This window comes from Stenotrophomonas maltophilia group sp. Smal12, from assembly GCF_037079935.1.
In the GTDB taxonomy this organism is placed as follows: Bacteria; Pseudomonadota; Gammaproteobacteria; order Xanthomonadales; family Xanthomonadaceae; genus Stenotrophomonas; species Stenotrophomonas sepilia.
On sequence record NZ_JBAWUK010000061.1, the window covers coordinates 1 to 25,091 of the forward strand.

20 protein-coding genes and 1 riboswitch are annotated in these 25,091 nt (G+C 66.7%); of the genes, 8 read left to right on the forward strand and 12 right to left on the reverse strand.

Features of this window, described 5'->3' with window-relative positions:
- Window positions 1-116 precede the first annotated feature (116 nt).
- From WDC87_RS19365 to WDC87_RS19375, 3 genes are all read right to left on the reverse strand, one after another.
- Entirely contained in the window at window positions 117-584 is a 468-nt protein-coding gene (locus WDC87_RS19365) for a hotdog fold domain-containing protein (protein ID WP_072168561.1), read from the reverse strand.
- 76 nt (window positions 585-660) lie between these two features.
- Window positions 661-3,138, reverse strand: coding sequence for an acyl-CoA dehydrogenase (locus WDC87_RS19370; RefSeq protein WP_072168562.1), 2,478 nt, complete (start codon window positions 3,136-3,138; stop codon window positions 661-663).
- Entirely contained in the window at window positions 3,135-4,052 is a 918-nt protein-coding gene (locus WDC87_RS19375; RefSeq protein WP_188240735.1) for an alpha/beta hydrolase, read from the reverse strand. The genes WDC87_RS19370 and WDC87_RS19375 overlap by 4 nt, the downstream gene beginning before the upstream one ends.
- Window positions 4,053-4,205: 153 nt before the next feature.
- On the opposite strand from WDC87_RS19375, the gene WDC87_RS19380 reads away from it, so the two are divergent.
- Complete coding sequence (locus WDC87_RS19380; RefSeq protein WP_005418411.1) at window positions 4,206-4,808, forward strand: TetR/AcrR family transcriptional regulator; 603 nt, start codon at window positions 4,206-4,208, stop codon at window positions 4,806-4,808.
- Window positions 4,809-4,949: 141 nt separating this feature from the next.
- Here the strand turns inward: WDC87_RS19380 and WDC87_RS19385 are convergent, their stop codons facing one another.
- From WDC87_RS19385 to WDC87_RS19395, 3 genes are all read right to left on the reverse strand, one after another.
- A complete protein-coding gene (locus tag WDC87_RS19385; protein WP_053496147.1) occupies window positions 4,950-7,838 on the reverse strand; it encodes a TonB-dependent receptor in 2,889 nt (962 codons plus the stop codon).
- Between the two features lie 372 nt (window positions 7,839-8,210).
- Entirely contained in the window at window positions 8,211-9,059 is an 849-nt protein-coding gene (locus WDC87_RS19390) for a hypothetical protein (RefSeq protein WP_061478882.1), read from the reverse strand.
- 116 nt (window positions 9,060-9,175) lie between these two features.
- On the reverse strand, window positions 9,176-10,069 hold the full coding sequence (locus WDC87_RS19395) for an Hsp33 family molecular chaperone HslO (protein ID WP_072168563.1): 894 nt from the start codon (window positions 10,067-10,069) through the stop codon (window positions 9,176-9,178).
- Between the two features lie 77 nt (window positions 10,070-10,146).
- Here WDC87_RS19395 and mtgA point away from each other — a divergent pair, with 77 nt between their 5' ends.
- The 3 genes from mtgA to WDC87_RS19410 all read left to right on the forward strand — a co-directional run bounded on the left by mtgA (window position 10,147) and on the right by WDC87_RS19410 (window position 12,368).
- Window positions 10,147-10,896: a monofunctional biosynthetic peptidoglycan transglycosylase gene (mtgA, locus tag WDC87_RS19400; RefSeq protein WP_072168564.1), complete on the forward strand. Its 750-nt coding sequence runs from the start codon at window positions 10,147-10,149 to the stop codon at window positions 10,894-10,896.
- A 61-nt stretch (window positions 10,897-10,957) separates the two neighbouring features.
- Window positions 10,958-11,977 carry a glycosyltransferase family 2 protein gene (locus tag WDC87_RS19405; RefSeq protein WP_072168565.1) on the forward strand — a complete coding sequence of 340 codons (1,020 nt, stop codon included), beginning with the start codon at window positions 10,958-10,960 and terminating at the stop codon, window positions 11,975-11,977.
- A complete protein-coding gene (locus WDC87_RS19410; RefSeq protein ID WP_005418405.1) occupies window positions 11,937-12,368 on the forward strand; it encodes a CBS domain-containing protein in 432 nt (143 codons plus the stop codon). Before WDC87_RS19405 ends, WDC87_RS19410 begins: the two co-directional genes overlap by 41 nt.
- 491 nt (window positions 12,369-12,859) lie before the next feature.
- On the opposite strand, the gene WDC87_RS19415 is transcribed toward WDC87_RS19410, so the two are convergent.
- The 4 genes from WDC87_RS19415 to WDC87_RS19430 all read right to left on the reverse strand — a co-directional run bounded on the left by WDC87_RS19415 (window position 12,860) and on the right by WDC87_RS19430 (window position 18,269).
- Entirely contained in the window at window positions 12,860-14,785 is a 1,926-nt protein-coding gene (locus WDC87_RS19415) for an AsmA family protein (RefSeq protein WP_252744516.1), read from the reverse strand.
- Between the two features lie 130 nt (window positions 14,786-14,915).
- Window positions 14,916-15,554: a hemolysin III family protein gene (locus WDC87_RS19420; RefSeq protein ID WP_005418403.1), complete on the reverse strand. Its 639-nt coding sequence runs from the start codon at window positions 15,552-15,554 to the stop codon at window positions 14,916-14,918.
- A 159-nt stretch (window positions 15,555-15,713) separates the two neighbouring features.
- Window positions 15,714-17,318, reverse strand: a complete 1,605-nt coding sequence (locus WDC87_RS19425) for a peptide chain release factor 3 (RefSeq protein WP_049415910.1) — start codon at window positions 17,316-17,318, stop codon at window positions 15,714-15,716.
- A 66-nt stretch (window positions 17,319-17,384) separates the two neighbouring features.
- Entirely contained in the window at window positions 17,385-18,269 is an 885-nt protein-coding gene (locus WDC87_RS19430) for a M23 family metallopeptidase (RefSeq protein WP_252744515.1), read from the reverse strand.
- Window positions 18,270-18,416: 147 nt separating this feature from the next.
- Window positions 18,417-18,535, forward strand: a riboswitch (SAM riboswitch).
- A 76-nt stretch (window positions 18,536-18,611) separates the two neighbouring features.
- On the opposite strand from WDC87_RS19430, the gene WDC87_RS19435 reads away from it, so the two are divergent.
- Genes WDC87_RS19435 through WDC87_RS19445 form a run of 3 tightly spaced genes read left to right on the forward strand, consistent with a single transcriptional unit; the run spans window position 18,612 to window position 21,939 of the window.
- Window positions 18,612-19,643 carry a homoserine O-succinyltransferase gene (locus tag WDC87_RS19435; protein WP_252744514.1) on the forward strand — a complete coding sequence of 344 codons (1,032 nt, stop codon included), beginning with the start codon at window positions 18,612-18,614 and terminating at the stop codon, window positions 19,641-19,643.
- Complete coding sequence (locus WDC87_RS19440) at window positions 19,640-20,875, forward strand: O-succinylhomoserine (thiol)-lyase (protein WP_111200760.1); 1,236 nt, start codon at window positions 19,640-19,642, stop codon at window positions 20,873-20,875. Before WDC87_RS19435 ends, WDC87_RS19440 begins: the two co-directional genes overlap by 4 nt.
- Entirely contained in the window at window positions 20,872-21,939 is a 1,068-nt protein-coding gene (locus WDC87_RS19445; RefSeq protein ID WP_252744513.1) for a homoserine dehydrogenase, read from the forward strand. The genes WDC87_RS19440 and WDC87_RS19445 overlap by 4 nt, the downstream gene beginning before the upstream one ends.
- A 107-nt stretch (window positions 21,940-22,046) precedes the next feature.
- Here the strand turns inward: WDC87_RS19445 and WDC87_RS19450 are convergent, their stop codons facing one another.
- The gene (locus tag WDC87_RS19450) at window positions 22,047-23,042 is read right to left on the reverse strand and encodes an alpha/beta hydrolase (protein WP_072168570.1); all 996 of its coding nucleotides are present in this window, start codon (window positions 23,040-23,042) and stop codon (window positions 22,047-22,049) included.
- 127 nt (window positions 23,043-23,169) lie between these two features.
- Window positions 23,170-24,552: an L-serine ammonia-lyase gene (locus tag WDC87_RS19455; protein WP_049415888.1), complete on the reverse strand. Its 1,383-nt coding sequence runs from the start codon at window positions 24,550-24,552 to the stop codon at window positions 23,170-23,172.
- Between the two features lie 100 nt (window positions 24,553-24,652).
- Here WDC87_RS19455 and WDC87_RS19460 point away from each other — a divergent pair, with 100 nt between their 5' ends.
- Window positions 24,653-24,883 (forward strand): glutaredoxin family protein, encoded by a 231-nt coding sequence (locus tag WDC87_RS19460; RefSeq protein WP_072168604.1) that lies wholly within the window; start codon window positions 24,653-24,655, stop codon window positions 24,881-24,883.
- Window positions 24,884-25,091: the final 208 nt, after the last annotated feature.

The following is a 25,091-nucleotide window of genomic DNA, read 5'->3' on the forward strand; positions in this document are numbered from 1 at the left end:
GTTTATGTCATTTGGGGGAGTGGGGGGCGGGCCCCCGCCGCGCCCCCCCCCGACCGCCCCCACCGATAAACCGCATTCCGCGTCCACCCAAGAGGGGCTGCGCCGTTCGCGGGAACTTACTTGGCCGGCGACATCCACATGTCGATGATCGCGCTGAACACCTCGGTGCCCGCGCGGTCGCGCACGCTGACCGTCACCGGCAGCGCATAGCCCTCGGCCGCAACGACAATCGGTTGTGCCGGCAACGCCACCGCCTGCAGCGTGCCACGCGCCTTGGCCAGGTACTGCACCTGCATCCCCTTCGGGATCCAGCGCATGCCCTTCGGCAGCGATGCATCGACCATCAGCCCGGCGGTCAGTTCGGCCAGGTTGCACATCGCGATCGCGTGCACCGTGCCGATGTGGTTGCGTACTCTGCGGCGGTCGGCCAGCGTGCCTTCGCAGCGGCCGTGTTCCAGGCGGGTGATGCGTGGCGCGATGCTGGCGAAGTAGGGGGCCTTGAGGCACACCGCGCGCGAGAACAGCCAGGCGCCGGCGGGCCAGCGCTGCAGGCGTTGGTAAAGCGAGAGCAGGGGCGTGGACATGAGGGGTATTCCGTTCGGCGGATAACGCGACGGCGGGCCGAGGCCCGCCGTCGAAGGCAACGCGTGTCGCGGGCGATCAGGCCGCCTGCGAATGCGGATCCTTGCGCTGGCGGTCGTAGTAGCTGGCCGCGCGCAGTTCATGGGTGTCGAAGTCGTCCACGGTGATGGTGTCCAGGGTCAGCGTGCGCAGCTCTTCCAGCAGGCTGCGCTCGTCCTGGGTGATCACGCCCTCGGCCACGGCTTCGTCCAGCTGCGCCTTGAAGTCCAGCGCCTCGATGCCCTTGCTCTTCAGCGCCTTGAGGAACTTGCGCTCCACCGGCTCGGCCATGATCGCCTTGCTCAGGTAACTGTTGATGCGGCCGCCCGGGTTGTTCTCGCACGGGGTCAGGAACACGCCATTGGCGAGACGGTCGCGGGCTTCATTCGGCGCCATCAGCAGGGCGGCGACGCGGCGGCTCAAGCGATCACCCGGAGCCTCGGCACGACGGCCCAACGGGAAGATGAGCGCCCACATCAGCCAGCCGATCGGACGGATCGGGAAGTTGCGCAGCGCGGCCGACAGCGACTCTTCGATCTTGTGCACGCTGTCATGGAAGGCCCAGGCCAGCAGCGGCTGGTCGGCCTGCGGTGCACCTTCGTCGTGGTAGCGCTTGAGCATGGCGCTGGTCATGTAGACATGGCTCAGCACGTCGCCCAGGCGGCCGGACAGCGATTCCTTGAACTTCAGCTTGCCGCCCAGGGTCATCATCGAGATGTCGGCCATCAGCGCCAGGTTGGCCGAGTAACGGTCCAGCTTGCGGAAGTAGCGGCGGGTGTAGGCGTCGCCGGGGGCGGCGCCGAAGCGCGCGCCGGTCAGGCCGAACCAGAACGAACGCACGGCATTGGAGATGCCGAAGCGGATGTGGCCGAACAGGCTGCGGTCGAACTCCTGCAGGCCGGCACGGGTATCCGGATCCTGCGCGGCCTTCATTTCCTTGAGCACCCACGGGTGGCAGAGGATCGCACCCTGGCCGAAGATCAGCAGGCTGCGGGTCATGATGTTGGCGCCTTCCACGGTGATCGCGATCGGCGCGGCCTGCCAGCTGCGGCCGGCGAAGTTGCGCGGCCCCAGGATGATGCCCTTGCCGCCGATCACGTCCATCATGTCCGAGATCACTTCGCGGCTCATGGTGGTGCAGTGGTACTTGGCGATCGCCGACGGCACCGACGGCACGTCACCACGATCGACCGCGGCGGCAGTGGCCTGCGACAGCGCGCTGATCTTGTAGGCCTTGCCGCCGATGCGGGCCAGCGCTTCTTCCACGCCCTCGAAGCGGCCGACCGACAGGCCGAACTGCTTGCGGATGCGTGCATAGGCGCCGGTCACCGCGGCGCCAGCCTTGGCACCGCCGCTGGCGGTGGACGGCAGGGTGATCGAGCGGCCCACGGCCAGGCACTCGTTGAGCATGTTCCAGCCCTTGCCGGCCATGGCTGCGCCACCGATCAGCTGGGTCAGCGGAATGAACACGTCCTTGCCGCGGATCGGACCGTTCTGGAACGTCGAGTTCAGCGGGAAGTGGCGACGGCCGATTTCGACGCCGGCGGTGTCACGCGGCAGCAGGCCCAGGGTGATGCCGATGTCGCGGGTATCGCCGATCAGGCCATCCGGGTCGTACATGCGGAAGGCCAGGCCGATCAGCGAAGCGACCGGGGCCAGGGTGATGTAGCGCTTGTCGAAGGTCAGCTTGACGCCGAGCACCTGCTCGCCGTTCCACTCGCCCTTGCAGACGATGCCGTAGTCCGGGATCGAAGTGGCGTCGGAGCCGGCGAACGGACCGGTCAGGCCGAAGCAGGGCACTTCGCGGCCATCGGCCAGGCGCGGCAGGTACTGGTCCTTCTGTTCCTGGGTGCCGTAATGCACCAGCAGTTCACCCGGGCCCAGCGAGTTGGGCACGCCGACGGTGGAGCTGACCACCGAGGACACCGAGGCCAGCTTCTGGATCACCTTGTGGTGGGCCAGCGCGGAGAAGCCCAGGCCGCCGTACTCCTTCGGGATGATCATGCCGAAGAACTTGTTCTTCTTGATGAAGGCCCACAGCTCCGGCGGCAGGTCGGCGTGGACGTGGGTGATTTCCCAGTCGTTGACCATCGTGCACAGCTCTTCCACCGGGCCATCGAGGAAGGCCTGTTCTTCAGCGGTCAGCTGCGGCTTGGGGTAGTTGAGCAGGATGTTCCAGTCCGGATCACCGGTGAACAGTTCGCCCTCGAAACCGACCGAACCGGTTTCCAGCGCGATGCGCTCGGTCTGCGACAGCGGCGGCAGCACCTTGCGGAACACCTTCATCATCGGGCTGGTCAGCAGCGGCTTGCGGATGAACGGCAGCAGCAGCGGCACGGCGATCACCGCCAGCACCGCCGCAGCGACGATGGTGGCGGTCTGGTTGACGTAGGGAATGAACCAGCAGGCGGCCAGCAGGGCCACGCTGATCAGCGTCCAGGTAACCAGCCGCATGCGGTGGTAGGCGACGAAGGCGCCTGCCAGCAGCAAGGCGAGGAAGGGAAGAACGATGCTCATGAGCGTGCTCCGGTGACGTGCTCGTTTGTGGCGGACGAAGCCGCAGCGTCCGCTGCGGGCAACACGTCCAGATAGTCCAACACAGTAGCGGTAAAGGCGTCGTTGTCATCGCCGGCGACCATGTGGGTCGCTTGCGGCAGCTGTACATGGCGCGCATGCGGCGCCAGCGTCAGGAATTCGGCCACGGTCTGCGGCGTGACCAGGTCGCTGCGGCCCCCGCTGACCAGCAGCAGCGGGCACTTCACCTGGCGTGCGGCCTCGGCCAGTGCGTCCTGGTGCTGTTCGCTGTCGCGGGCCAGCTCGGCCACCAGGCGCGGGTCCCAATGCCAGCGCCAGCGCCCGTGGCCGTCCTCGCGCAGCAGCGCACGCAGCGACTGCTCGGATTTGCGCGGCCGGTGCGGCATGTAGGCCGAGATCACGTCGGCGGCCTGGGTCAGCGAGGCGAAGCCGTCGGGATGGGCGGTCATGAAGGCGAGAATGCGCTCGACACCGGCGGTATCCCAGCGCGGGGTGATGTCGACCAGCACCATGGCCGAGAACAGGCCCGGCCAGCGCGATTCGGCAAGCAGGCCGAACAGGCCACCCATCGAAGCGGCAACCAGCACCGGCGGGCGCGGCTGTTCGCCGGCCAACACGATCAGGTCGTCGGCGAACTGTTCGCCGTGATAGGGCAGATCGGCGCCATTCCAGTCGGAATCGCCATGGCCGCGGGCGTCGTAGGCCAGCGTCTGCAGGCCGGCCGCGTTCAGTGCGCGGGCAGTGGCATTCCAGGCGTGGCGGGTCTGGCCGAAGCCATGGGCAAACAGGACCCGGCCACGCCGGCCATGGTCGCTGACGGTCGCCGCCAGGCGGGCGCCATGGGCGGCGTCCAGGCGCAGGTCATGGAACGCAGCTGGAGTTGGGGACATAACCATACTTGCTAGTATGGAGAGCTTCGAGAGGAAGTCAATACTGCACGGTATGGTGCGTTGCAGAACGCGCGTGGAGGGACCCTTCCGACGGGCCTGCGACGGTTTCGACCGCAACCGCGTACTGCAACGAACCCCGGCGTATGGTTAAATCAGTCCATGAATCAACCTGACGCTTCCGCCGGCGAACCGCGCGCCGGCCGCAACAGCCGCCTGAGTGCCGAAGACTGGGCCCAGGCGGCCCTCGATCTGATTGCTGAACAAGGTGTCGGCGCCGTCGCGGTAGAGCCGCTGGCACGGCGGCTCGGCGTTACCAAGGGCAGTTTCTACTGGCATTTCCCTTCGCGCGATGCATTGCTGCAGGCGGCGCTGGAACGCTGGGAACTGTTCGAACAGGAACAGGTGTTCGGCAGCCTGGAAGACGTACCGGATCCGCGCGTGCGCCTGCGCCAGCTGTTCCAGATGGTGGCGCATGAAGTGCAGCCGCACATCATCTACAGCGAGCTGCTGAAGGCGCTGGATCATCCGATGGTGCGGCCGGTGATCGACCGGGTCTCGCAGCGTCGCCTCGACTATCTGGTCGCCTCGTTCCGCCAGGCCGGCCTCAGCTCGACCGATGCGCGTCATCGCGCACGCCTTGCGTACGCCGCTTATGTCGGCTTCCTGCAGTTGTCGCTGCAGCTGCAGCAGCCCAAGCAGGCGCGCGAGGATTTCGAAGCGTACGTCGAGCATCTGATCGAGACGCTGATTCCGAACGGATGAGCGCCCGGAAATGATCTCGAAGGAAGGCCGCAGCGATGCTGCGGCCTTTTTTGTTGTGCGCTGGCCAGCGCCCGTCCATGGCGCACAAAGAACAACGGCCCCTTTCGGGGCCGTTGCTGCATCAGCTGATCAGGTTCCCGATCAGAACTTCTGCTTGTACTGCATGTACATGAAGCGACCGATGTCGTAGCCACCGTAGTAGGAGTACTGCGAGTTCGGCGCCGAGTACATCTGCGGGCCGTAATGGTCGAACACGTTACGCGCGCCCACGGCGATGGTTGCATTCCACGGTGCGTTCCAGGAGACCTGGACGTCGTGGAAGGTGGTGGCGCCACGGCGGTTCATCGGCTGGTCGCGTGCCGGATCCGGCGAACCGAAGTCCGGCAGGCTGCACTCGGTCGAGAAGTAGCACTGTTCCTTCACGCTGGAGAAGTAGCGCGTACCCCAGGTGATGCCCCAATCGCCGTATTCCCAGCCAAGCACCAGGTTCGAACGCAGGCGGAAGTTGCTGCTGAAGCCGTTGAGGATCGACACCGGCACCTGTTGCGCGTTGGTGGTCTTCAGCACGTTCTTGCTGACGTAGGTGTTCTGCAGGTTGGCGTTGAAGCTGCCCCAGCTGCTGGTTTCGAAGCGATAGGCCACATCGAAGTCGAAGCCTTCGGTTTCCTGGTAACCGGCATTACGTGGTGCGTAGGTCAGGTTGGTCACGATGCCGCGGGTTGCGTCGCGGGTGAACGAGTTGCAGCGGTCGGCGATGCCGAGTACGTAGCAGTCGTTGAGCTGGGTGGTCGGATCGTCGGTGACGATGGTGTTGGTGATCTTGATGTTCCACCAGTCCAGGCTCATGTTCAGGCCCTGGGCGAAGGTCGGGCTCCACACCAGGCCGACGGTCTTGGACTTGGACTTTTCCGGAGTCAGGTTCGGGTTGGAGACGGCGTTGAACGGCACCGGGCTCTGCTCATCCTGACCTTCCGCCGGGACGTAACCCTGCTTCAGCTGGCGGAAATTCGGGGCCAGCGCGCCCAGGGCGGCGGCGCAACGCTGGGCGGTGGCCGGATCGCTGGCAGCCAGGCCGAAATCGGTATCGCACGGATCGGTGAAGTAGGCGAAGGTCTGCGAGCTGCCACCGTACAGATTGTCGATGGTCGGTGCGCGGAAGCCCTCGGCATAGGTGGCACGCACCAGCAGCTGGTCGATCGGCTTCCACTTCAGGCCGAACTTGTTGTTGGTGGTGTTGCCGAAGGTGTTGTACTTCGAGTAGCGCGATGCGGCGTTGAAGCTCAGTTCCTTGGCACCCGGCAGGTCGGCCAGGATCGGAACGTTCAGCTCCAGATACACTTCGTTGACGTTGTAGCCACCACCGGTCGGGCCGGCCGCCAGATCGGTCGAGTAGCCCGACTGTGACAGCGCATCCGGAACGTAGGTGCCCTTGTCTTCGCGGTACTCGTAACCCAGCGCGAAGCCCAGGTCGCCGGCTGGCAGGGTGAACAGGCTGCCGGCGATGTTCGCGTAGTAGGTCTTGGTGGTGACTTCACCGGTGTTCTTGGTGGTCGGGAACAGGAACTGCTGCAGGGCAGGGTTGCCGGTCAGGCCGCCGTCGCCGGTACGGCCGTACGGAATGGCCGGATTCCACGGAATGCAGCCGCCGGGGCCCGGGCCATAGATCGGGTTGGTGCCCGCGGCCAGGCCGGCGGCCGTGCCGCACTCGACGCGGCCGGTGGCCGGATTGAGGAACGACGCTCCGGTGGCCTGGGTGACCGCCAGCATGTTGTAGTTGCCGGTCTGGGTCTGCAGGTTCTCCGAGTTCTGGTAGATGTAGCCGGCTTCCCAGTCGAAGTACTTGTCATTGAACTGGAAGCTGCCCTGCAGGGCGCCAGTGAAGCGGAAGGTGGTCAGCTTGTTGGTCGACAGGCGCGGCACTTCCCAGCCACGACGGATGAAGCCCATGTCGGTGCCGAACGGGTTGTAGTAGCTGTCCTGCGAGAGCACGGTACCCAGCTGACGCTCATAGTCGGCCGACTGCAGCGGATAACCGGCGACCTGGGCCTGCGACTCGCGACGGGTGTACAGCAGGTCGGAGACGAAGCGGATGTTGTCGGTCAGGTCGTACTGTACGTTGGCGAACACCGAACGACGCTTGGTCGGCGTCAGCAGGTGCATCTGCTCGTTGGAGTTGCTGACGTCACCGGTGATCGGGGTGAGGTCGGTCTCGTGATAGGCGTTCGGATCGAACGGATTTCCACCACGGTTCAGCGTCAGCAACGGTGCATTCGGATCATTGACGTCATAGACCGCGCCCCACTGGCTGACCGGGGTCCAGCCGCGGTCCGGGTGGCGATCCGTGCGCTGCGACTTGCTGAACCAGCGATTCTTGGCCCAGACGGCCTTTTCTTCGGCGTATTCCGCACCGATGGTGACCGAACCACGATCACCGGTGAAGCCGGCCACGAAGTCGAAGCTGCTCTTCTGGCCGTCGCCTTCGCCGTACTGGCCGACGTAGGCGTTGGCTTCCAGGCCCTGGAAGTTCTTGCGGGTGATGATGTTGATCACGCCGGCGATCGCGTCGGAGCCGTAGATCGACGAGGCGCCGTCCTTCAGCACGTCGATGCGCTCGACGATGGCCGACGGAATCTGCGACACGTCCTGCAGGCCGCTGACGCTGGCGCCGAGGCGCTTGCCGTCGACCAGCACCAGGGTGCGCTCGGCACCGAGGTTGCGCAGGTCGATGTAGAAGCCACCGACGGCTTCGCCGGAGGACAGCGGCTCGGAACGGCTGATGGCCGGGCTGCCGGCGGCAGAGATGTTCTGCAGGACGTCGGCAACCGTCTTGAAGCCGCTCTTCTCGATCGAAGCGCGGCTGATGCTCAGGACGGGCTGGGCGGTTTCGGTATCGACCTGACGGATGCGCGAACCGGTGACCTCGATACGGTCGAGGTTGGTGGCTTCCTGGGCGTGGGCCGTCGCGGTGGTGGCACCGGCGACAAGCGCGATCACAACTGCGTCACGCAGCTGGCTGGACTTGAGTTTCATTGGCTCTCTCTCTCCAAGAAATCTTGGCTGGGGTTAATGCCCGGCGGGGGAGCGAAAAAAGCGCTCCCAAATCGCGAGGCTGACCCGATAGTAACGGGCGTTCGCCAAGAATTAAAGCTGTGTTAATGAAGTCTGTGATTTTGGTAAAAAGCGCTTTTCCCAGCCCAATCAACGGGTTGCCGGTATGGTCATGCTGATCTGCCTCGTTTGTTAACACAGAATGATGAAAAAAGTTTCGACTGATATGTATCCCATTATGTCGATACGCTCTACGGTCGATACCGCTCATGCGAGTGCGAGGCAGGCACGCAGATGCAAAAAGGCGCCTTTCGGCGCCTTCGGGAATATCGTTGCTGAACCTGATTGAGGGGATCAGAGATCCTGTTCGTAACGCACGTACGGCACGGTGCCGTCGTCGTTGCTTTCGTTGCGCGGGGAGAATGGATTCTTGCCGCGGCTGATCACGTTCTCGGCGCCGACGGTCAGCTGGCCAGACCACGGGGTACGCCAGGTCAGGCCGATGCCCAGGCCTTCGAACTTGCCGGGCTTCCCCGGCACGTCGACCACGCGGCCGATGATGCTGCCGGTGAAGTTGCCGTAACCGGCACCGATGCTCAGGCTCTTGCTGTCCCAGCGATCGACGATGGCCGGCGAAGCGTCGGCCAGCGGTACCAGGCGTGCCTTGGCGTAGGTACCGGCGATGGAGACGAAGCCTTCGCGGCCAATGTTCTTCTGCGCGAACACGGTCAGATCGTTCTGCTCGGCGCGAAGCGAGGGCGTCTTGTTCGGGCCCGACAACCAGGCGGGCAGGGTTTCACGGCCGGTGCCGGCGGTGATGCCCAAGCGGCTGTTGCCCCGGTTCAACGCGGCGGTACCACTGAAACGACGGCTGTTCAGATCATCCTCGTCGCCCAGGCTGGCCAGCATGCAATGGCTGGCCAGGCCGCTGATGCTGGTGCCGCTGCTGCTGTTGCAGAGCAGGCCCAGCGAATCGCCGGAGGACAGGCCAAAGGCCGCGTCCAGCGAATTGCGGCCGAAATGCCAGCGGGCGCCGGCTGCCTGTTCGCCGGTCGGCTCCAGGTACAGCAGCGCCTCGACCTTGCCGCTGCCCTTGTTCCATACCGGCAACACGGTGCGGGTGTCCTTGCTCTGCGCATGCACGCCCGTGATCGCGCCAAGGGCGATCAGCAGGGCCAGCGGTAGACGCAGGAAGGTACGCATCGGACCAGTTCAGACAGGGACGGACAACGGAAGTTCCCGCGGGGACGGGAACTCGATCCTAGGGTGTTTATGAATTCTTAACAAGCCTTGATCCTCCCCAGGTACAAGACTGCCGTTTACTGAAGTCGTTCAGGCGCCGCCACAGCCCCCTGGGCGCCGTGGAACAGTATGCCGAACTCCGTCAATGGAAAGTGATACTCACGTCCGCAGAATTCGCAACGCACCTCGACGGCGCCGGTGGCCTCGGCGGCCGCGCGGGCTTCGTCCTCGCCCAATGACTGCAGCATGCCAGCCACCCGCTCGCGCGAGCAGGAGCAGGCGAAGGACAGCGGCTTGTCGCCTAGCAGTTCCGGCCGCTCCTCGTGGAACAGGCGGTGCAGCAGCTGCTCGGCCGGGGTCGCCAGCAGTTCGGCCTTGCCCAGGGTTTCGAACAGGGCGCTGGCGCGGGCCCAGCCATCTTCGTCGCCTTCGTCGCCCGGCAGCTTCTGCAGCAGCAGACCGGCGGCACCGTTGCGGTCGGCCGCCAGCAGCAGGCGGGTCGGCAGCTGCTCCGACTGGCGGAAGTAGTCCTCGAAGGCCTCGTCCAGTTCCGGCGCAGTCAGCGCGACCAGGCTCTGGTATCGCTGCGGCTCGCGCGGGTCCAGGCCGGGGTTCTCGATGGTGATGGCGAGGATTGCGTCATCACCGAGGCGGGACAGGTCACGCGGTGCGTCGCCACCCTCGCTGAGCTGGGCGATACCGCGCAGGGTGCCGACGGCGGTGCATTCGGCGAACAGGGTGCGCAGCGCGGTGCTGCTGCGCAGCTGCACCGACAGGCGCCCGTCGATCTTGGTGTGGCCGGTGAACAGCGCCGAGGCGACGCAGGCCTCGCCAAGCAGTTCGGCAGCGGCGTCCGGGTAGGCGGCATGGGACAGGATTTCCTGCCAGGTGGCCTGCAGGTGCACATGCACGCCACGCACGCCGGCGTCGGGGAGCAGGAAACGGATCAGGGAATCGGGGTTGGCGGTCATCGGCTCACATCGCGCGTAAACGGGGGCGGTTGCCGGATAATGCGCCGACAACCAGACAGAAGAAGGATGCACCAGTAGTGGGGGCAGCGGGAGAGCAGCACAAGGTAGAGGCCGTGGTCGCCGCGCCGCGCCGGCGACGCTGGCGCTGGAAGCGGCTGCTGTGGCTGCCGGTGCTGCTGGCCGCCTTCAGCTGTCTGCAGGTGCTGGTGCTGCGGTTCATCGACCCGCCGGTGTCCATGGTGATGCTGTGGCGCTATGGCGAGGCGCTGGGCGAGGCCGACTGGTCCTATCGGCTGCATTACCAGTGGCGCGACCTCGGCCAGATGGCACCAAGCCTGCCGATCTCGCTGGTGGCGGCCGAGGACCAGCGCTTCCCCGACCACAACGGCTTCGACCTGCAGGCCATCGAAAAGGCGCGCGACCACAACGCCAGGGGCGGGCGCCTGCGCGGCGCCAGCACGATCAGCCAGCAGGTGGCCAAGAACCTGTTCCTGTGGCAGGGCCGCAGCTGGATCCGCAAGGGCCTGGAAGTCTGGTACACGGTGCTGATCGAGGCGCTGTGGCCAAAGGAGCGGATCCTGGAGATGTACGCCAACATTGCCGAATTCGGTGATGGCGTGTATGGCGCGCAAGCGGCAGCGCAGAAATTCTGGGGCAAGGACGCGGCCCGGCTGAGTCCGGCCGAGAGCGCGCGCCTGGCCGCGGTGTTGCCGGCACCGCGTCGCTACAACGCGGCAAAACCTGGGCCGTATGTGCAGCGGCGGGCCGCGTGGATCCAACGCCAGGCGCGCCAGCTGGGTGGTGCGTCCTATCTGTCGGAGGACTGAGCCCGGCGCTGCAATTGGCAGGCGACGGGCCGGCCGCGTGCCGGCAACGTATAATCCGGGCATGACCCGCGAACGGCTTACCTTCGTCATCGCCGCCTACAACGAGGCCCTGGCACTGCCGCTGCTGCATCCACGGCTGTGCGCGGTGCTCGACGGCATGCCCGACATCGACGGTCACATCCTCTATGTGGACGACGGCAGCCATGACGGTACCTGGGACGTGATCGCCGGGCTGGCCCAGGCCGATGCACGCGTATCGGCGCTGAAGCTGTCGCGCAACTTCGGCAAGGAAGCGGCGCTGACCGCCGGCCTGGATCTGGTGCACGAGGGTGCGGCGATGATCCTCGATGCCGATGGCCAGGACCCGCCGGAGCTGGTGCCGCAGTTCGTTGCGCGCTGGCGCGAAGGGCATGACAACGTCTACGGCACGCGCATGGCCCGCGATGGCGAGGCCTGGATCAAGCGCGCCACGGCAGCGATGTTCTATCGGGTGATGGGCCGCCTGTCGCGGACACCGATTCCGGCCGATACCGGGGACTTCCGCCTGCTGTCACCGCGCGCGCTGAACGCCCTGCGCGGGATGCGCGAGCGCCACCGCTTCATGAAGGGACTTTTCAGCTGGGTGGGATTCAAGCGGATCGCCGTGACCTACCACCGCCACGCGCGTGTGGCCGGCACCAGCAAGTTCAGCCTGTGGCGGCTGTGGAATTTCGCCCTCGAAGGCATCACCGGGTTCTCGACCGTGCCGTTGCGGGCGGCGACCTACCTCGGGCTGGCAACCGCGGCCGTCGCTTTCGTGTTCGGCCTGTGGGTGATCGTGAAGGCGGCGCTGTATGGCGACCGGGTGGCGGGCTGGCCGACGATGATGGCGGTGATCCTGTTTCTGGGCGGCGTGCAGCTGATCGCGCTTGGCCTGATCGGCGAGTACCTGGGGCGGCTGTACGAGGAGTCCAAGCAGCGGCCGTTGTACCTGGTTGACGCCTGGCTAGCATCGTCCGTGGCAGACTCGGTCCCGCAACCCACCCTGGGAGGGCAGGCAGATGACCACGGTACGGCAACTGTTGGACGGCAAGTCTCCTGAAGTACATGCGGTCGCGCCGGATGCGGCGGTGATCGATGCGATCCGGTTGATGGCGGAAAAGGGCATCGGTGCGGTGCTGGTGATGGACGGCCCGCGGCTGGTGGGAATCCTGTCCGAGCGTGATTACGCGCGCAAGATCGTGTTGCGTGATCGCTCTTCGCGCGATACGGCGGTGGCAGAGATCATGACGTCGCAGGTGGTGACGGTGTCGCCGGGCGAGCAGGTGGAGCATTGCCTTCAGTTGGTGACCGATTATCGCATCCGCCATCTGCCGGTCGTGGAGGGCGCGCAGGTGCTGGGGGTGATCTCCATCGGCGACCTGGTGAAGTCGGTGATCGATGCGCAGCGGCGGGAGCTGGATCAACTGCAGCAGTACATCGTTGCCGGGTGAGGGTGTCGCTGGCGGGCCTGCGGCCCGCCGGCCCGCTTTTCGAAGCTCAAAGCCACAGCCAAAGCCAAAGCAGCGCCTTCCTGATACGTTGGGAGGCGGAGGGTGCGGCTGGGCAGGACACGCCGTAAACCCATCCATGGGGGCTCGATCGGCGCATCCATGCGCCTCACGGTCCTGCCCAGCCGCACCCTCCGCCTCTGGACACGTTCCTGTGAGCGCGGTGCGCACATGCGCGATGGCTCGCTTTGGGTAGCCGCCAACCTTGGTTGGCAACAGCTTGTGACTTTGCTTTTTTCTTTTGACTTTGAATTTCGCTCTCGTTCCGCGCGCGCAGGAAACTGTCCGGAGCCGGAGCAAGGCGGCAGGCAGGACCGTGAGGCGCATGGATGCGCCGACCGAGCCTACAGGGACGTATTTACGGCGTGTCCTGCCTGTCGCCCTGCTCCGGCTCTACGCGCGGGAAAAGAGGCGCCGCGAACAACGCTGTAAACCTACTTCGCATACTGCCCACCGCAGTCGGCATCCTTGCCCGGCCCCAGCTCGATCGTCGCCAGCAGCGCCGCCGGCGGGGCGATGCTGCCCAGTGCCAGGGCCACCGCTCCGCGGATGCCCAGCGCCTTGAAGTCCGGGCGGAACGAGGGGTCCTTGAACGTGCCGGCAACGTGCAGCGGCGAGCGCAGTACCAGGATGCTCCTGTCCTTCGGGCGCGGCTTCAGCAGCAGGTCCAGGGTTTCGTCGCGCAGGCTGACGGTGCCTTCGCCGATGAGGATCGTGTCGGTGGTGTCCACCGCCAGCGCCTGGCTGGTCATCAGGCCGTCGCGCACACCGAAGTCGGCGAAGGCGCAGCGCAGGGGAATCTGCTTGTCGCCGGTCACCAGGAACTTCAGCGATTCGGTGATATCCAGGCCGGCCAGCTCCATCACCAGGTTGCCGACGTGGCCACGGCCCATCGCCAGGCCGACCTTGCCGCTGCTGCTGCCGAGCATCGCGGCGATCGAATTGCCGCGGCCACTCAGGTCCACCTCACCGCCGATGCCGCCCTTGGCCTGTTCGGCCAGCTTGGCATCGGGGAACAGCTGGCCCAGCTGAACGCCGCGCACGCTCGCCTTCAGCGCAGTGCTGATCTGCGGCTGGCGTGCGTCCATGCGGATGGTGCTGCGGATATCGCCGCCGGCGACGCCGAAGTTCAGCGGGGCCAGCCGCAGCACCCCGTCATCCAGCAGCAGATGGGCGTCCATGTCGTCCAATGGCAATGACGGTGCGTTGATGCGGTGGGCCTTCCAGCGCACATCGGCATCCATCGCACGCAGCTTGCCGAGGTTGTAGGGCGTGTCCGGAAGCACGCGCGCGCGCGCGGCCACCCGTGCGGCCTCGGCCTTCTGCTCCGCATTGGCGGTTTCGCCGCCGCCGGTCTTCGGCGGCGCGCCGACGAAGCCGGCCAGGTCATCAAAGTCCAGGCGCTTGGATTCCAGCGTCGCGGTCAGCCGCGGACGGTCGCGGCCCACCTCGAACTGAAGACTGCCACCGAGGTCGCTGTCGCCCACCTTGCCGGTGAAACCGTCGTAACGCCAGACGTCGTGGTCGCGCTTCAGGCGTCCGTTCAGCGCGTAGGGCGGGGACGGCGGAATGGCGATGCCGAGCAATGGGTAGAGATCGGCCAGGTCCTGGCCACTGAGTGCGAACTGCAGGTCGAACACGCGCAGCTGGAACGGATTGGTCAGCGTGCCGCTGGCCACCGCGTGGGTGGCGCCGGCGCGGCCGTCGAGGTGGATGCGGAACGGGTGGTCGCTGTTGGTCAGTTCCAGCGGCGATTCGGTTCCGCCCTGCAGGGTGAACGCATTGCCCTGCCAGTGGCCCTTGCCCTGCACCAGCAGCGGCGGCGAGGCATCTGCCTGCTTCGGCTGGCCGCTGCGCACGCCCACGCGGATGTCGGTACGGCCCGGTGCGTCGAGGAACTGCAGCCGGCCGTCGTCGACGCGCAGGCGCTTGAGCTGCGGGCTGGTGCCGCCAGCGCTGTCACCGAGGAAGTCCCAGTTGCCCGGCTCGCCCTGGCGTGGGGCGGTTTCCAGCAGCACGTCCGGTCGGGTCAGGCGCACTTCCGGCAGCTGCACGCTGCCGCGCAGCAGGGGCCACACGCGCACGTCGATCTCGACGCGGTCGGCCGTGACCATGTTCGGCTGCTTCGCCCAACCGGCATTGGCGAAGGTGATCGCATCGGCACGGATGGTGCTGGTCCGGCCGAGGTCGACATCCAGATGGCCGATGTGCAGTGCACGGCCGGTACGGGCCTGCACGGCGCGCTCGACAGGGCCTTTGAACCAGTTCCAGTCCCACAGTGCGATCAGTACCAGGATCGCCGCGAGCAGGAAGATCAGCAGCGTCAACCAGCGCCGGCCTCGCGGGCCGGGGCGGCCCAGGCGCCAGCGGTTCGTGCGCTTTGTGGCAGGGGAGGCGGCGGCATTCACGCTGCCATGGATGCCCCCTCATCGTGGACGGGGCGCGAAGCGTCCATGTGCGCGGCGTGCACGCGCCACGCACGGGCCGGTGCTACAGCACCTGCATGGTGACCGCGACGAAGTGGCAGACGCTGCCACCGATGACGAACAGGTGCCAGATCGCATGCGAATAGGGAATCGATTCGCGGTGGTAGAAATAGGTGCCCAGCGTGTAGGACAGGCCGCCGGCCAGCAGCCAGCCCAGCGTCCAGCCGTCGATCGAGGCCAGCATCGGCTTGACCGCCACGATCACCAGCCAGCCCATGGCCACGTAGATGGCAGTGGACAGGCGCTTGAAGCGACCGGTGTAGAACAGCTTGAACACCACGCCGGCCAGGGCCAGGGTCCAGATCGCGGCGAACAGGCCCCAGCCCCACGGGCCGCGCAGGCCGATCAGGGTGAATGGGGTATAGGTGCCGGCGATCAGTACGTAGATCGCACAGTGGTCGAACACTTTGAGCCGGCCCTTGGCGACCGGGTGCTGGATGGCGTGGTACAGGGTGGACGCGGTGTACAGCAGCAGCAGCGCGATGCCGAACACGATGGCGCCGGCCAGCTGCCAGCCATCGCTGTAGATCGCGGCCAGGGTGATCAGCACCGCACCGGCGCCCAGGGCGAGCACGGCACCGAGGCCGTGGGTCAGGGCGCTGGCGATTTCTTCGCGGATCGAAGCAACGGAAGTCGTGGACATGGCGTAGGCATCGTTCGCGGGGAGGGGGACCCGCACCCCTCTATCATCGCCGCGATGGGCGGCACGTGCACGCCCGTCACCGTATGGTGGGTGAATCCCTGCGTTGCGACGGCGGGGTCAGAGCCCTTTCCTTGCGGAAAGGGATCCGACCCCGTGGCATCAGCCTGCCGAAACGGTGTGCGCCGCTTCGCGTGTGGCCGAGAAACGCACATCCGGCGAGCGTTCCTGGGCCAGCTGCAGGTTGACCCGGGTCGGAGCGAGGTAGACCAGGTGACCGGCCGCATCCAGCGCCAGGTTGAGCGCATTCTTCTCGCGGAACTCTTCCAGCTTCTTCTCGTTGCTGCAGTGGACCCAGCGCGCAGTGGTCACGCTGACCGGCTCGAAGGTGGCTTCCACACCGTACTCGTCCTTCAGGCGGTAGGCCGCCACGTCGAACTGCAGCACGCCGACGGCACCCAGGATCAGGTCGTTGCTGGTCAGCGGGCGGAAGAACTGGGTCGCGCCTTCCTCGGACAGCTGGGCCAGGCCCTTCTGCAGCTGCTTGAGCTTGAGCGGATCACGCAGGCGTGCGCGGCGGAACAGTTCCGGGGCGAAGTTGGGAATGCCGGTGAAGGTCACCGCTTCGCCTTCGGTGAAGGTATCGCCGATGGAGATGGTGCCGTGGTTGTGGATGCCGATCACGTCGCCGGGCCACGCTTCGGCCGCGATCTCGCGGTCGCTGGCCATGAAGGTCAGCGCGTTGGCCAGCTTCATTTCCTTGCCGGTGCGCACGTGGAAGGTCTTCATGCCGGCGCTGAAACGGCCCGAACAGACCCGCATGAATGCCACGCGGTCACGGTGCTGCGGGTCCATGTTGGCCTGGATCTTGAACACGAAGCCGGTCAGCTTGTTCTCTTCCGGTGCGATTTCGCGGCCGGTGGTGGTTCGCGCCTGCGGCGACGGCGCATGCTCGACGAAGAAGTCCAGCAGCGGCTGCACGCCGAAGTTGTTCACGCCCGACCCGAAGAACACCGGGGTCTGCTTGCCGGCGCGGTAAGCGTCCAGATCGAACGGATGGCTGGCGCCCTGCACCAGTTCCAGTTCGTCGCGCAGGTCGGCCAGCATCTGCGCACCGATCTTCTCGGCCAGGCCGGGCGCATCGATGGATGGGAAGATGGTCGAGTCCTGGCGGGTGAAGTTGCGACCCGGTTCGTACAGGTGCACTTCGCCGGTCAGCAGGTGAACCACGCCCTTCAGGCGCTGGCCCATGCCGATCGGCCAGGTGACCGGCGCGCACTGGATGCCGAGCACGGTCTCCACTTCATCCAGCAGCTCGATCGGGTCCTTGCCCTCGCGGTCGAGCTTGTTGATGAAGGTCATGATCGGGGTGTCGCGCAGGCGGCACACCTCCATCAGCTTGATGGTGCGCTCTTCCACGCCCTTGGCCACGTCGATCACCATCAGCGCCGAGTCCACTGCGGTCAGCACGCGGTAGGTGTCCTCGCCGAAGTCGGCGTGACCAGGGGTGTCAAGCAGGTTGACGATCTTGCCTTCGTACGGGAACTGCATCACCGAGGAGGTGACGGAGATGCCGCGCTCCTTTTCCAGCGCCATCCAGTCGGAGGTGGCGTGGCGGGCGGCCTTGCGGCCCTTGACCGAACCGGCCATCTGGATCGCGCCTCCGAACAGCAGCAGCTTTTCGGTCAGCGTGGTCTTGCCGGCGTCAGGGTGGGAAATGATGGCGAAGGTGCGGCGACGCGACGCTTCGTTGGCGACTTCGGACATGGCAGTGGCGCCCGCCCGGGGCGCTTTTCAAAGAGATAAGCGCCCGATTATACCGGCCGGGGCCGGTCAGCGCCCGATACCGCCGTCGGCCTCGCTGTGGCGGGCGAACTGCAGCTGGCCCTGCCCGGCGAAGATGCGCACCGGCACCGAGCGCAGGCCCATGCCGCGGTTGACCTGCACCACGAAGTGCAGGTGCGGCGCAGTGCTGTAGCCGCTGTTGCCGGACAGGCCGATCGGTTGCCCGGCTCCCACCGCTTGGCCGCGGCGCACGCGCATGCCGCCGGCCTGGAGGTGGCCGTACAGGGCCATGCTGCCGTCGCTGTGCAGCACGCGGATGAAATTGGCACGGGCACCATCGCGCTCGCGGTCCTGGCCGTTGCCACGGAAGCCATCCTGGATCTGCATCACCGTGCCCTCGCGCGCGGCCAGCACCAGGGTGCCCTCCGGCAGTGCGAAGTCGACCGCGTCGCGGTTCTCCTCGTCGTCATGGCTGAATCGCCCCTGCGGTGCCTGGTCTACACGCAGGCGGGCCGCATCGAACGGCAGGCGATAGCCGACATCTTCGGCCTGTGCGGCCGGGTTGCCCGGCACCGACTGCAGGCGCAGATCCAGCATGCGGCCATCGATCGGGGCGGGCAGGTGGCCGACCACCAGGCTGCTGTCGCCCTGGATCAGCGACTCGACCGGGAGGCCTTCGACCGGGTGTCCGGGGGCGGCGCGCAGCTGGATCTGCAGCGGCCCTGCCAGCCCGTTGTCGATCCGCGCCTGCCATTGCGTACCGACCGGCTGCAGGCGCAACCGGGCCATGGGGACGGCGCCCTCGGCACTGCCTGCGCGGGTGGCAGGGGCGGAAGGGGGAGCCAGTCCCCAGCCCTGGCGCCAGTCGCCGGCGTATGCGGTCGCGCTCGCCAGCAGAGGCAACAGCAGGCAGGACAGGGGCAGGCGCGGCATCGGCGTTTCCAGCAAGAGGACCGCCGGGACTGTACCCGATCCTGAACGGGGCGACCGGGACGGCCCTCGCAGAGTGATCCTGGAAATATCTATCGCTTTATCCGCATGAAGGGATTGACAGTGCCGGAAAGGGCTGGCATCGTGGCTCCACCATCGAGACCGGCAGAGGGACAGGCCCTTTGAAGCCGGGGCAGCCCGCAGGCGCGCAAGCGTCTGCGTAGGTGCCAAATCCTGCGGGGACCGTGGCGTCCACCGAAAGATGGTTCGAACCATGCACCCCACGTGCATATCGAACGCGGGCCCGCGAAGGCTCGATGGCCGATTCCCCAACCGGATCCCGCCATGAGCTTCGCTTCCAGTACCGCCATTCGCCCCGAACCCTTTGTCCCCGTCAGCGTGCCGGTCGCAGACCGCGTGCACGCGGAGCGCGGTGAGTTCGCCGCGGTGCTGTCGATGCGCCATGCAGGCCCCAGCCCGGTGCGCCTGCGCTATGAGTGGGTGGGCCCGGCCAACGCACCGGTGGTGGTGCTGGCCGGTGGCATTTCCGCCCATCGCCACGTGGCGTCCAATGCACAGTTCAGCGAGAAGGGCTGGGCCGAAGCGCTTGTGGGTAGCGGCCGCGCGCTCGACCCGCAGCAGCTGCGCGTGCTGGCCTTCGATTTCATCGGTGCCGACGGTGCACTGGATGTGCCGATCGATACTGCCGACCAGGCCGATGCGCTGGCGCTGTTGCTGGACCATCTCGGCATCCGCACGCTGAAGGCCTTCGTCGGCTATTCGTATGGCGCGCTGGTCGGCCAGCAGTTCGCGATCCGTCACCGCGCCCGCGTGCGCCAGCTGGTGCTGGCCAGCGGCGCGCACCGCCCGCATCCCTATGCCGCCGCGTGGCGCGCGCTGCAGCGCCGCGCGGTTGCGCTGGGCCAGCTGCAGTGCGGCGAAGACCACGGCCTGGCCCTGGCCAGGCAGTTCGCCATGCTCAGCTACCGCACCCCGGAAGAATTCGGCGAGCGCTTCGACGCCGCGCCGGAGGTCATCAATGGCCGCGTGCGCGTGGCCGCCGAAGACTACCTCGACGCCGCCGGCGCGCAGTACGTCGCGCGCACGCCGGTGACCGCCTACCTGCGCCTGTCCGAATCGATCGACCTGCACCGTGTCGACCCCGCCGCGATCCTGCCACCGACCGTGGTGGTCGCCGTGGATGGCGACCGCCTGGTGCCGCTGGCCGACCTGGTCGGCCTGGTCGAAGGGCTGGGCCCGCGCGGCAGCCTGCGCGTGCTGCGTTCGCCCTATGGCCACGACGCCTTCCTCAAAGAAACCGATCGCATCGACGCGATCCTCGCCACCGCCTTCCGCACCTCTGGAGAGTCCGCATGAGCCTGCACGCCAACGAGCCGTCCTGTAGTCGCACCACTGCCGCCGTCCGTGCGGGCATCGATCGGGACACCGCGCATGGCGCGGTCACACCGCCGATCGTGCTGTCGTCGAACTTCAGCTTCGACGGCTTCGGCAACAAGCGCCAGTACGACTACACGCGCAGTGGCAACCCGACCCGCGACCTGCTGGGTGAGGCGCTGGCGGAACTGGAAGGCGGCGTCGGTGGTGTGGTCACCGCCACCGGCATGGGCGCGATCAACCTGGTGCTGAACGCACTGCTGCAGCCGGGCGATACCCTGGTGGTGCCGCACGATGCGTACGGCGGCAGCTGGCGCCTGTTCAATGCGCTGGCCAGGAAGGGCCACTTTGAACTGGTCACCGCCGACCTGACCGATCCGCGTGCACTGGCGCAGGCGTTGGCCACCCAGCCGAAGCTGGTGCTGGTGGAAACGCCGTCCAACCCTCTGCTGCGCATCACCGACCTGCGCTTCGTCATCGATGCCGCGCACAAGGCCGGCGCTCTCGTGGTGGTCGACAACACGTTCCTGTCGCCAGCGCTGCAGCAACCGCTGTCGTTCGGTGCGGACCTGGTGCTGCATTCCACCACGAAGTACATCAACGGCCACAGCGATGTGGTAGGCGGGGCAGTGGTCGCGCGTGATCCGGCACTGCACGAGCAGCTGGTGTGGTGGGGCAACGCGCTGGGCCTGACGGGTTCACCGTTCGATGCCTTCCTGACGCTGCGTGGCCTGCGCACGCTGGATGCGCGCCTGCGCGTGCACCAGGAAAATACCGCCTCGATCGTCGCCCTGCTGGACCGGCATCCGGCGGTCGGCACGGTGTACTACCCGGGCCTGGCCGAACATCCCGGCCATGCCATCGCCGCACGCCAGCAGAACGGCTTCGGTGCGATGCTGTCGTTCGAGCTTGCGCACTGCGCCGGTGAAGATCCGCACGCGGCAGTGCGCGCATTCGTGGATGGCCTGCGCTGCTTCACCCTGGCCGAATCGCTGGGCGGCGTCGAAAGCCTGATCGCCCATCCGGCGACCATGACCCATGCGGCGATGACCCCAGAAGCACGTGCCGCCGCTGGCATCAGCGAAGGGCTGCTGCGCCTGTCGGTCGGCATCGAGGCCGAGCGCGACCTGCTGGCCGATCTCGGTGCCGCGCTGCAGCGCGCCGAAGTCGTGATCGATGCGGCCGCACGCCGCAAACAGGTGGTGGATGCATGAGCGCGCTCGCCGCCGACATTCCTGCGCTGGGCGTGGGACGCCTGGCGCTGCTGGGCACTGGCACGGTCGGCTCGGCCTTCGTGCAGCGTTACCAGGCATTGCGGGCGCGTGGGCTGGAACTGCCCAGCGTGCAGTGGCTGGCCAATTCACGCACTGCGCTGGAGATCGATCGTGACCTGGTGCTGCCGCTGGAGCTGGCGCGACGTGCGCCACGCGATGGCCAGAGTTCGCCGGCGTGGGCCAGCACCGAAGGGCTGGAGCGTGGCGATGTGGTGGTCGATGCCACCGCCAGCGAAGACGTGGCCGCACGTCACGTGCAGTGGCTGGCGCGCGGCGTGCATGTGGTGACCGCCAACAAGCTGGGCCGTGGTGCGCAGCTCGCACGCGCGCAGGCGATTGCCGAAAGCTGCGCAGACAGTGGTGCGCGCTATGGCGACAGCGCCACCGTCGGCGCGGGCCTGCCGCTGCTGAGCAGCCTGCGCGCGCTGGTGGCCGGTGGCGATCACATCCATGCCATCGAGGGTGTGCTGTCCGGTTCGCTGGCGTGGCTGTTCCATCGTCACGACGGCCAGTCGCCGTTCTCGGCGGCGGTGCGCGAAGCGTTGGCGGCCGGCTACACCGAGCCCGATCCGCGCCTGGATCTGTCCGGCGAAGACGTGCGGCGCAAGCTGCTGATCCTGGCCCGCAGCAGCGGGCTGGCGCTGGATGCTTCGCAGGTGCAGGTGGATTCACTGGTACCTGAAACGCTGGCCGCGTTGCCGCTGGAGGGCGCAGTGGCTGCGCTGGAGCAGCTGGATGCGCCGTTGCAGGCGCGTTGGCAGCAGGCACGCAAAAACGGCCGCGTGTTGCGTTTCGTTGGCCGTGTTGACGGTGAGGGTGCGCAGGTGGGCCTGCGCGAGCTGCCGGCTGATCACCCGTTGGCGCAGGGTGCGGGGACCGACAACCGCGTCGCCATCCACAGTGATCGCTACCGTCGCCAGCCGCTGTTGATTCAAGGCCCGGGTGCGGGCGCGGAAGTCACCGCCGCCGCGTTGCTGGATGACGTGCTGCGGATCGTCGGCTGATCGCACAGTTCTTGTAGAGCCGAGCCCATGCTCGGCTGCTACTGGCGAGATCCCCTCCTGCTGGATGAGCCGAGCATGGGCTCGGCTCTACAGGGGCGCCCTGCCGGTCAGCGTGACTTCAAGGACTTCAGCAACGCGGCGTTGAACTGCTTCGGGTCCTGCACCTGCGGCGAATGGCCCAGTTCGGCGAACTCGACCAGCGTGGCGCCGGGAATCGTCGCGGCCGCGGACTTGCCGAGCACCGAATAGTTGCCCAGCGTCGCCTTCACCGCAGGCGGCGCCAGGTCGCGGCCGATCGCGGTGCGGTCCTTCTGGCCGATGAACAACGTAGTCGGCACCTGCAGGTTCTTCAGTTCGTAGACCACCGGCTGGTTGAACACCATGTCCGAGGCCAGCGCCTGGCTCCATGCGACGGCCTGCTTGCCGGGCCCTTCGTACATGCCTGACTGCATCCGCGCCCAGGGTTCGTAGGCCGGCTTCCATTTGCCGTCGTAGTACACATCCAGCTGGTAGCGGCGGATGCTGTCGTAGCTGATGTTCATTTCACCGGCATACCACGCGTCCACGCTGCGCCATGGCACGCCCAGCGCCTTCCAGTCTTCCAGTCCGATCGGGTTGACCAGCGATAGGCTGCGCAGGTCCTGCGGGTACATCAGCGCGTAGCGCACCGCCAGCATGCCGCCCATCGAATGTCCGACCAGGTGCACTGGCACGTCGCCCAGTTGCAGCTGCTGCAGCAGGGCATGGGTGTTGGCTGCCAGCTGTGCGAACGTGTACTGGTAGCGCTCGGGCTTGCTGGATTTGCAGAAGCCGACCTGGTCCGGAGCGATCACCCGGTAGCCGGCGGCAACCAGCGGCTTGATCGATTCCTTCCAGGTGGCCGCACAGAAGTTCTTGCCATGCAGCAGCACCACCACGCCGATCGGAGTCTTCTTCGGTGCGATGTCCAGGTAGGCCATCTCCAGCGGCTGCCGCTGCGATTCCAGCGCGAAGGTCTTCACCGGATAGCCGTAGTCGAAGCCCTCCAGGCGCGGCCCGTAGCTGGGCGCGGCCAGGGCAGGCAGCGGAAGGCAGGCAAGCAGGGCAGCAGCGATCACGCGCATGGGGCAATCCGGGATGGGGGAGCCCCGAGCCTAACCGGAACGCGGTGATGGTGTCGTCCGATGTAGAGCCGGGGCCACCCCCGGCTGCTCCTGCCCCATCAGCCGGGCAGGTGCCCGGCTCTACAACTCAGCACTCGATGACGTTCACTGCCAGGCCACCGCGGCTGGTTTCCTTGTACTTGTCCTGCATGTCGCGGCCGGTATCGCGCATGGTCTTGATCACCTTGTCCAGCGACACCTTGTGCTTGCCGTCGCCACGCATCGCCATGCGCGAGGCATTGATCGCCTTCACCGCGCCCATCGCGTTGCGTTCGATGCAGGGGATCTGCACCAGGCCACCGATCGGGTCGCAGGTCAGGCCCAGGTTGTGTTCCATGCCGATTTCTGCGGCGTTCTCGATCTGGCTGGGGTTGCCACCCAGTGCCGCGACCAGGCCGCCGGCCGCCATCGAGCAGGCCACGCCAACCTCGCCCTGGCAGCCCACTTCGGCGCCGGAAATCGAGGCGTTTTCCTTGTAGAGGATGCCGATCGCCGCCGAGGTCAGCAGGAAGTCGAACACGCGCTGTTCGTTCGCGCCCGGGCAGAAGCGGTCGAAGTAGTGCAGCACCGCCGGCAGCACACCGGCCGCACCGTTGGTCGGCGCGGTCACCACACGGCCACCGGCCGCGTTCTCCTCGTTCACGGCCAGCGCGTACAGGTTGACCCAGTCCAGCGTGGTCAGCGGGTCGCGCATCGCCGCTTCCGGCTTCGACGACAGCTCGCGGTACAGCGCCGGTGCACGACGGCCCACCTTCAGGCCACCCGGCAGCACGCCTTCCTCGCGGATGCCGCGCGCCACGCACGACTGCATCGCACTCCAGATCTCGCGCAGCTGCGCGCGGATCTCGTCTTCGCTGCGCCAGCACTTCTCGTTCTCGAACATCAGCTGGGCAATGCTCAGGCCGCTGCGCGCGGTCTGCGCCAGCAGCTCATCGCCGCTCTTGAAGGGGTAGGGCAGCGGGGTCTCGTCGGGCACGATGCGATCATCGGCCGCGTCGTCCTGGTTGACCACGAAGCCGCCGCCCACCGAGTAGTAGTCGCGGGTGGCGATCACTTCGTCGTCGGCGTTGTAGGCAGTGAAGCGCATGCCGTTGGTGTGGTAGGGCAGCTTCTGGCGCTTGTTCATGCCGAGGTCGCGCTTCTCGTCGAAGGCGATCTCGTGCTGGCCCATCAGCTGGATGCGCTTGCTGCTGCGGATGCGCTCCAGCGTGGCCGGAATGATGTCCGGGTCGATCAGGTTCGGCCGCTGGCCTTCCAGGCCCAGCAGGATCGCCTTGTCGGTGCCGTGGCCGCGGCCGGTCAGTGCCAGCGAGCCATAGACATCGGCGCGGATGCGCGCGACCTCGTGCAGGCGGCCCGGGTCGAGCAGCCAGCGATGGATGAATCGCTCGGCGGCCTTCATCGGCCCGACGGTGTGCGAGGAACTCGGGCCAATGCCGATCTTGAAAACGTCGAACGTGCTGACAGCCATGATTGCCGTACTGCGGGTACCGGAAGAGATCGCTATTCTAGCGGTTCACGCCGCACTTCCATGGCTGCGGCGCAGCATTTCCGCCACGGGAGCCCGGCCGGTGTTGACCCTTATCCAACGTGACGATTGCCACCTGTGCGACATGGCTCTGGCCGAGCTGGCCAGGGCACGGGCGCCGGAGTTCGAATCGCTGTTCCTGGACGACCAGCCGGCGCTGGAAGCGCGCTATGGCACGCGGGTGCCTGTGCTGCGTGACGAGCGCGGCGACCGCGAGCTGGACTGGCCGTTCGACGCCGCCACGGTTCGGGCGTGGTTGGCCGTCGATCGGTAGTGGGGGGGCCGGGGGGGCGCCCCCCCCGCTGCCCCCGGGGCGGGGCCCCCCGGCGGCCCCCCCCCCCCCGGGGCTTTTTTCGGCGCACTTAACATCCTTGTTTTTTTAGGTTTTTTTGGGGTTTTTTTTTTTTTTTTGCCACACTCACCCCCCCCCACAAACAAAAACACCGTTGACCGTGCTCTTTGCGGGGACAAAACCACGGGTG

What these genes read in the sequence shown, in the direction of transcription:
- WDC87_RS19365 (WP_072168561.1), bottom strand. Translation starts at nt 584, where the DNA reads ATGTCCACGCCCCTGCTCTCGCTTTACCAACGCCTGCAGCGCTGGCCC.
- WDC87_RS19370 (WP_072168562.1), bottom strand. Translation starts at nt 3,138, where the DNA reads ATGAGCATCGTTCTTCCCTTCCTCGCCTTGCTGCTGGCAGGCGCCTTC.
- WDC87_RS19375 (WP_188240735.1), bottom strand. Translation starts at nt 4,052, where the DNA reads ATGGTTATGTCCCCAACTCCAGCTGCGTTCCATGACCTGCGCCTGGAC.
- WDC87_RS19380 (WP_005418411.1), top strand. Translation starts at nt 4,206, where the DNA reads ATGAATCAACCTGACGCTTCCGCCGGCGAACCGCGCGCCGGCCGCAAC.
- WDC87_RS19385 (WP_053496147.1), bottom strand. Translation starts at nt 7,838, where the DNA reads ATGAAACTCAAGTCCAGCCAGCTGCGTGACGCAGTTGTGATCGCGCTT.
- WDC87_RS19390 (WP_061478882.1), bottom strand. Translation starts at nt 9,059, where the DNA reads ATGCGTACCTTCCTGCGTCTACCGCTGGCCCTGCTGATCGCCCTTGGC.
- WDC87_RS19395 (WP_072168563.1), bottom strand. Translation starts at nt 10,069, where the DNA reads ATGACCGCCAACCCCGATTCCCTGATCCGTTTCCTGCTCCCCGACGCC.
- WDC87_RS19405 (WP_072168565.1), top strand. Translation starts at nt 10,958, where the DNA reads ATGACCCGCGAACGGCTTACCTTCGTCATCGCCGCCTACAACGAGGCC.
- WDC87_RS19410 (WP_005418405.1), top strand. Translation starts at nt 11,937, where the DNA reads ATGACCACGGTACGGCAACTGTTGGACGGCAAGTCTCCTGAAGTACAT.
- WDC87_RS19420 (WP_005418403.1), bottom strand. Translation starts at nt 15,554, where the DNA reads ATGTCCACGACTTCCGTTGCTTCGATCCGCGAAGAAATCGCCAGCGCC.
- WDC87_RS19425 (WP_049415910.1), bottom strand. Translation starts at nt 17,318, where the DNA reads ATGTCCGAAGTCGCCAACGAAGCGTCGCGTCGCCGCACCTTCGCCATC.
- WDC87_RS19430 (WP_252744515.1), bottom strand. Translation starts at nt 18,269, where the DNA reads ATGCCGCGCCTGCCCCTGTCCTGCCTGCTGTTGCCTCTGCTGGCGAGC.
- WDC87_RS19435 (WP_252744514.1), top strand. Translation starts at nt 18,612, where the DNA reads ATGAGCTTCGCTTCCAGTACCGCCATTCGCCCCGAACCCTTTGTCCCC.
- WDC87_RS19440 (WP_111200760.1), top strand. Translation starts at nt 19,640, where the DNA reads ATGAGCCTGCACGCCAACGAGCCGTCCTGTAGTCGCACCACTGCCGCC.
- WDC87_RS19445 (WP_252744513.1), top strand. Translation starts at nt 20,872, where the DNA reads ATGAGCGCGCTCGCCGCCGACATTCCTGCGCTGGGCGTGGGACGCCTG.
- WDC87_RS19450 (WP_072168570.1), bottom strand. Translation starts at nt 23,042, where the DNA reads ATGCGCGTGATCGCTGCTGCCCTGCTTGCCTGCCTTCCGCTGCCTGCC.
- WDC87_RS19455 (WP_049415888.1), bottom strand. Translation starts at nt 24,552, where the DNA reads ATGGCTGTCAGCACGTTCGACGTTTTCAAGATCGGCATTGGCCCGAGT.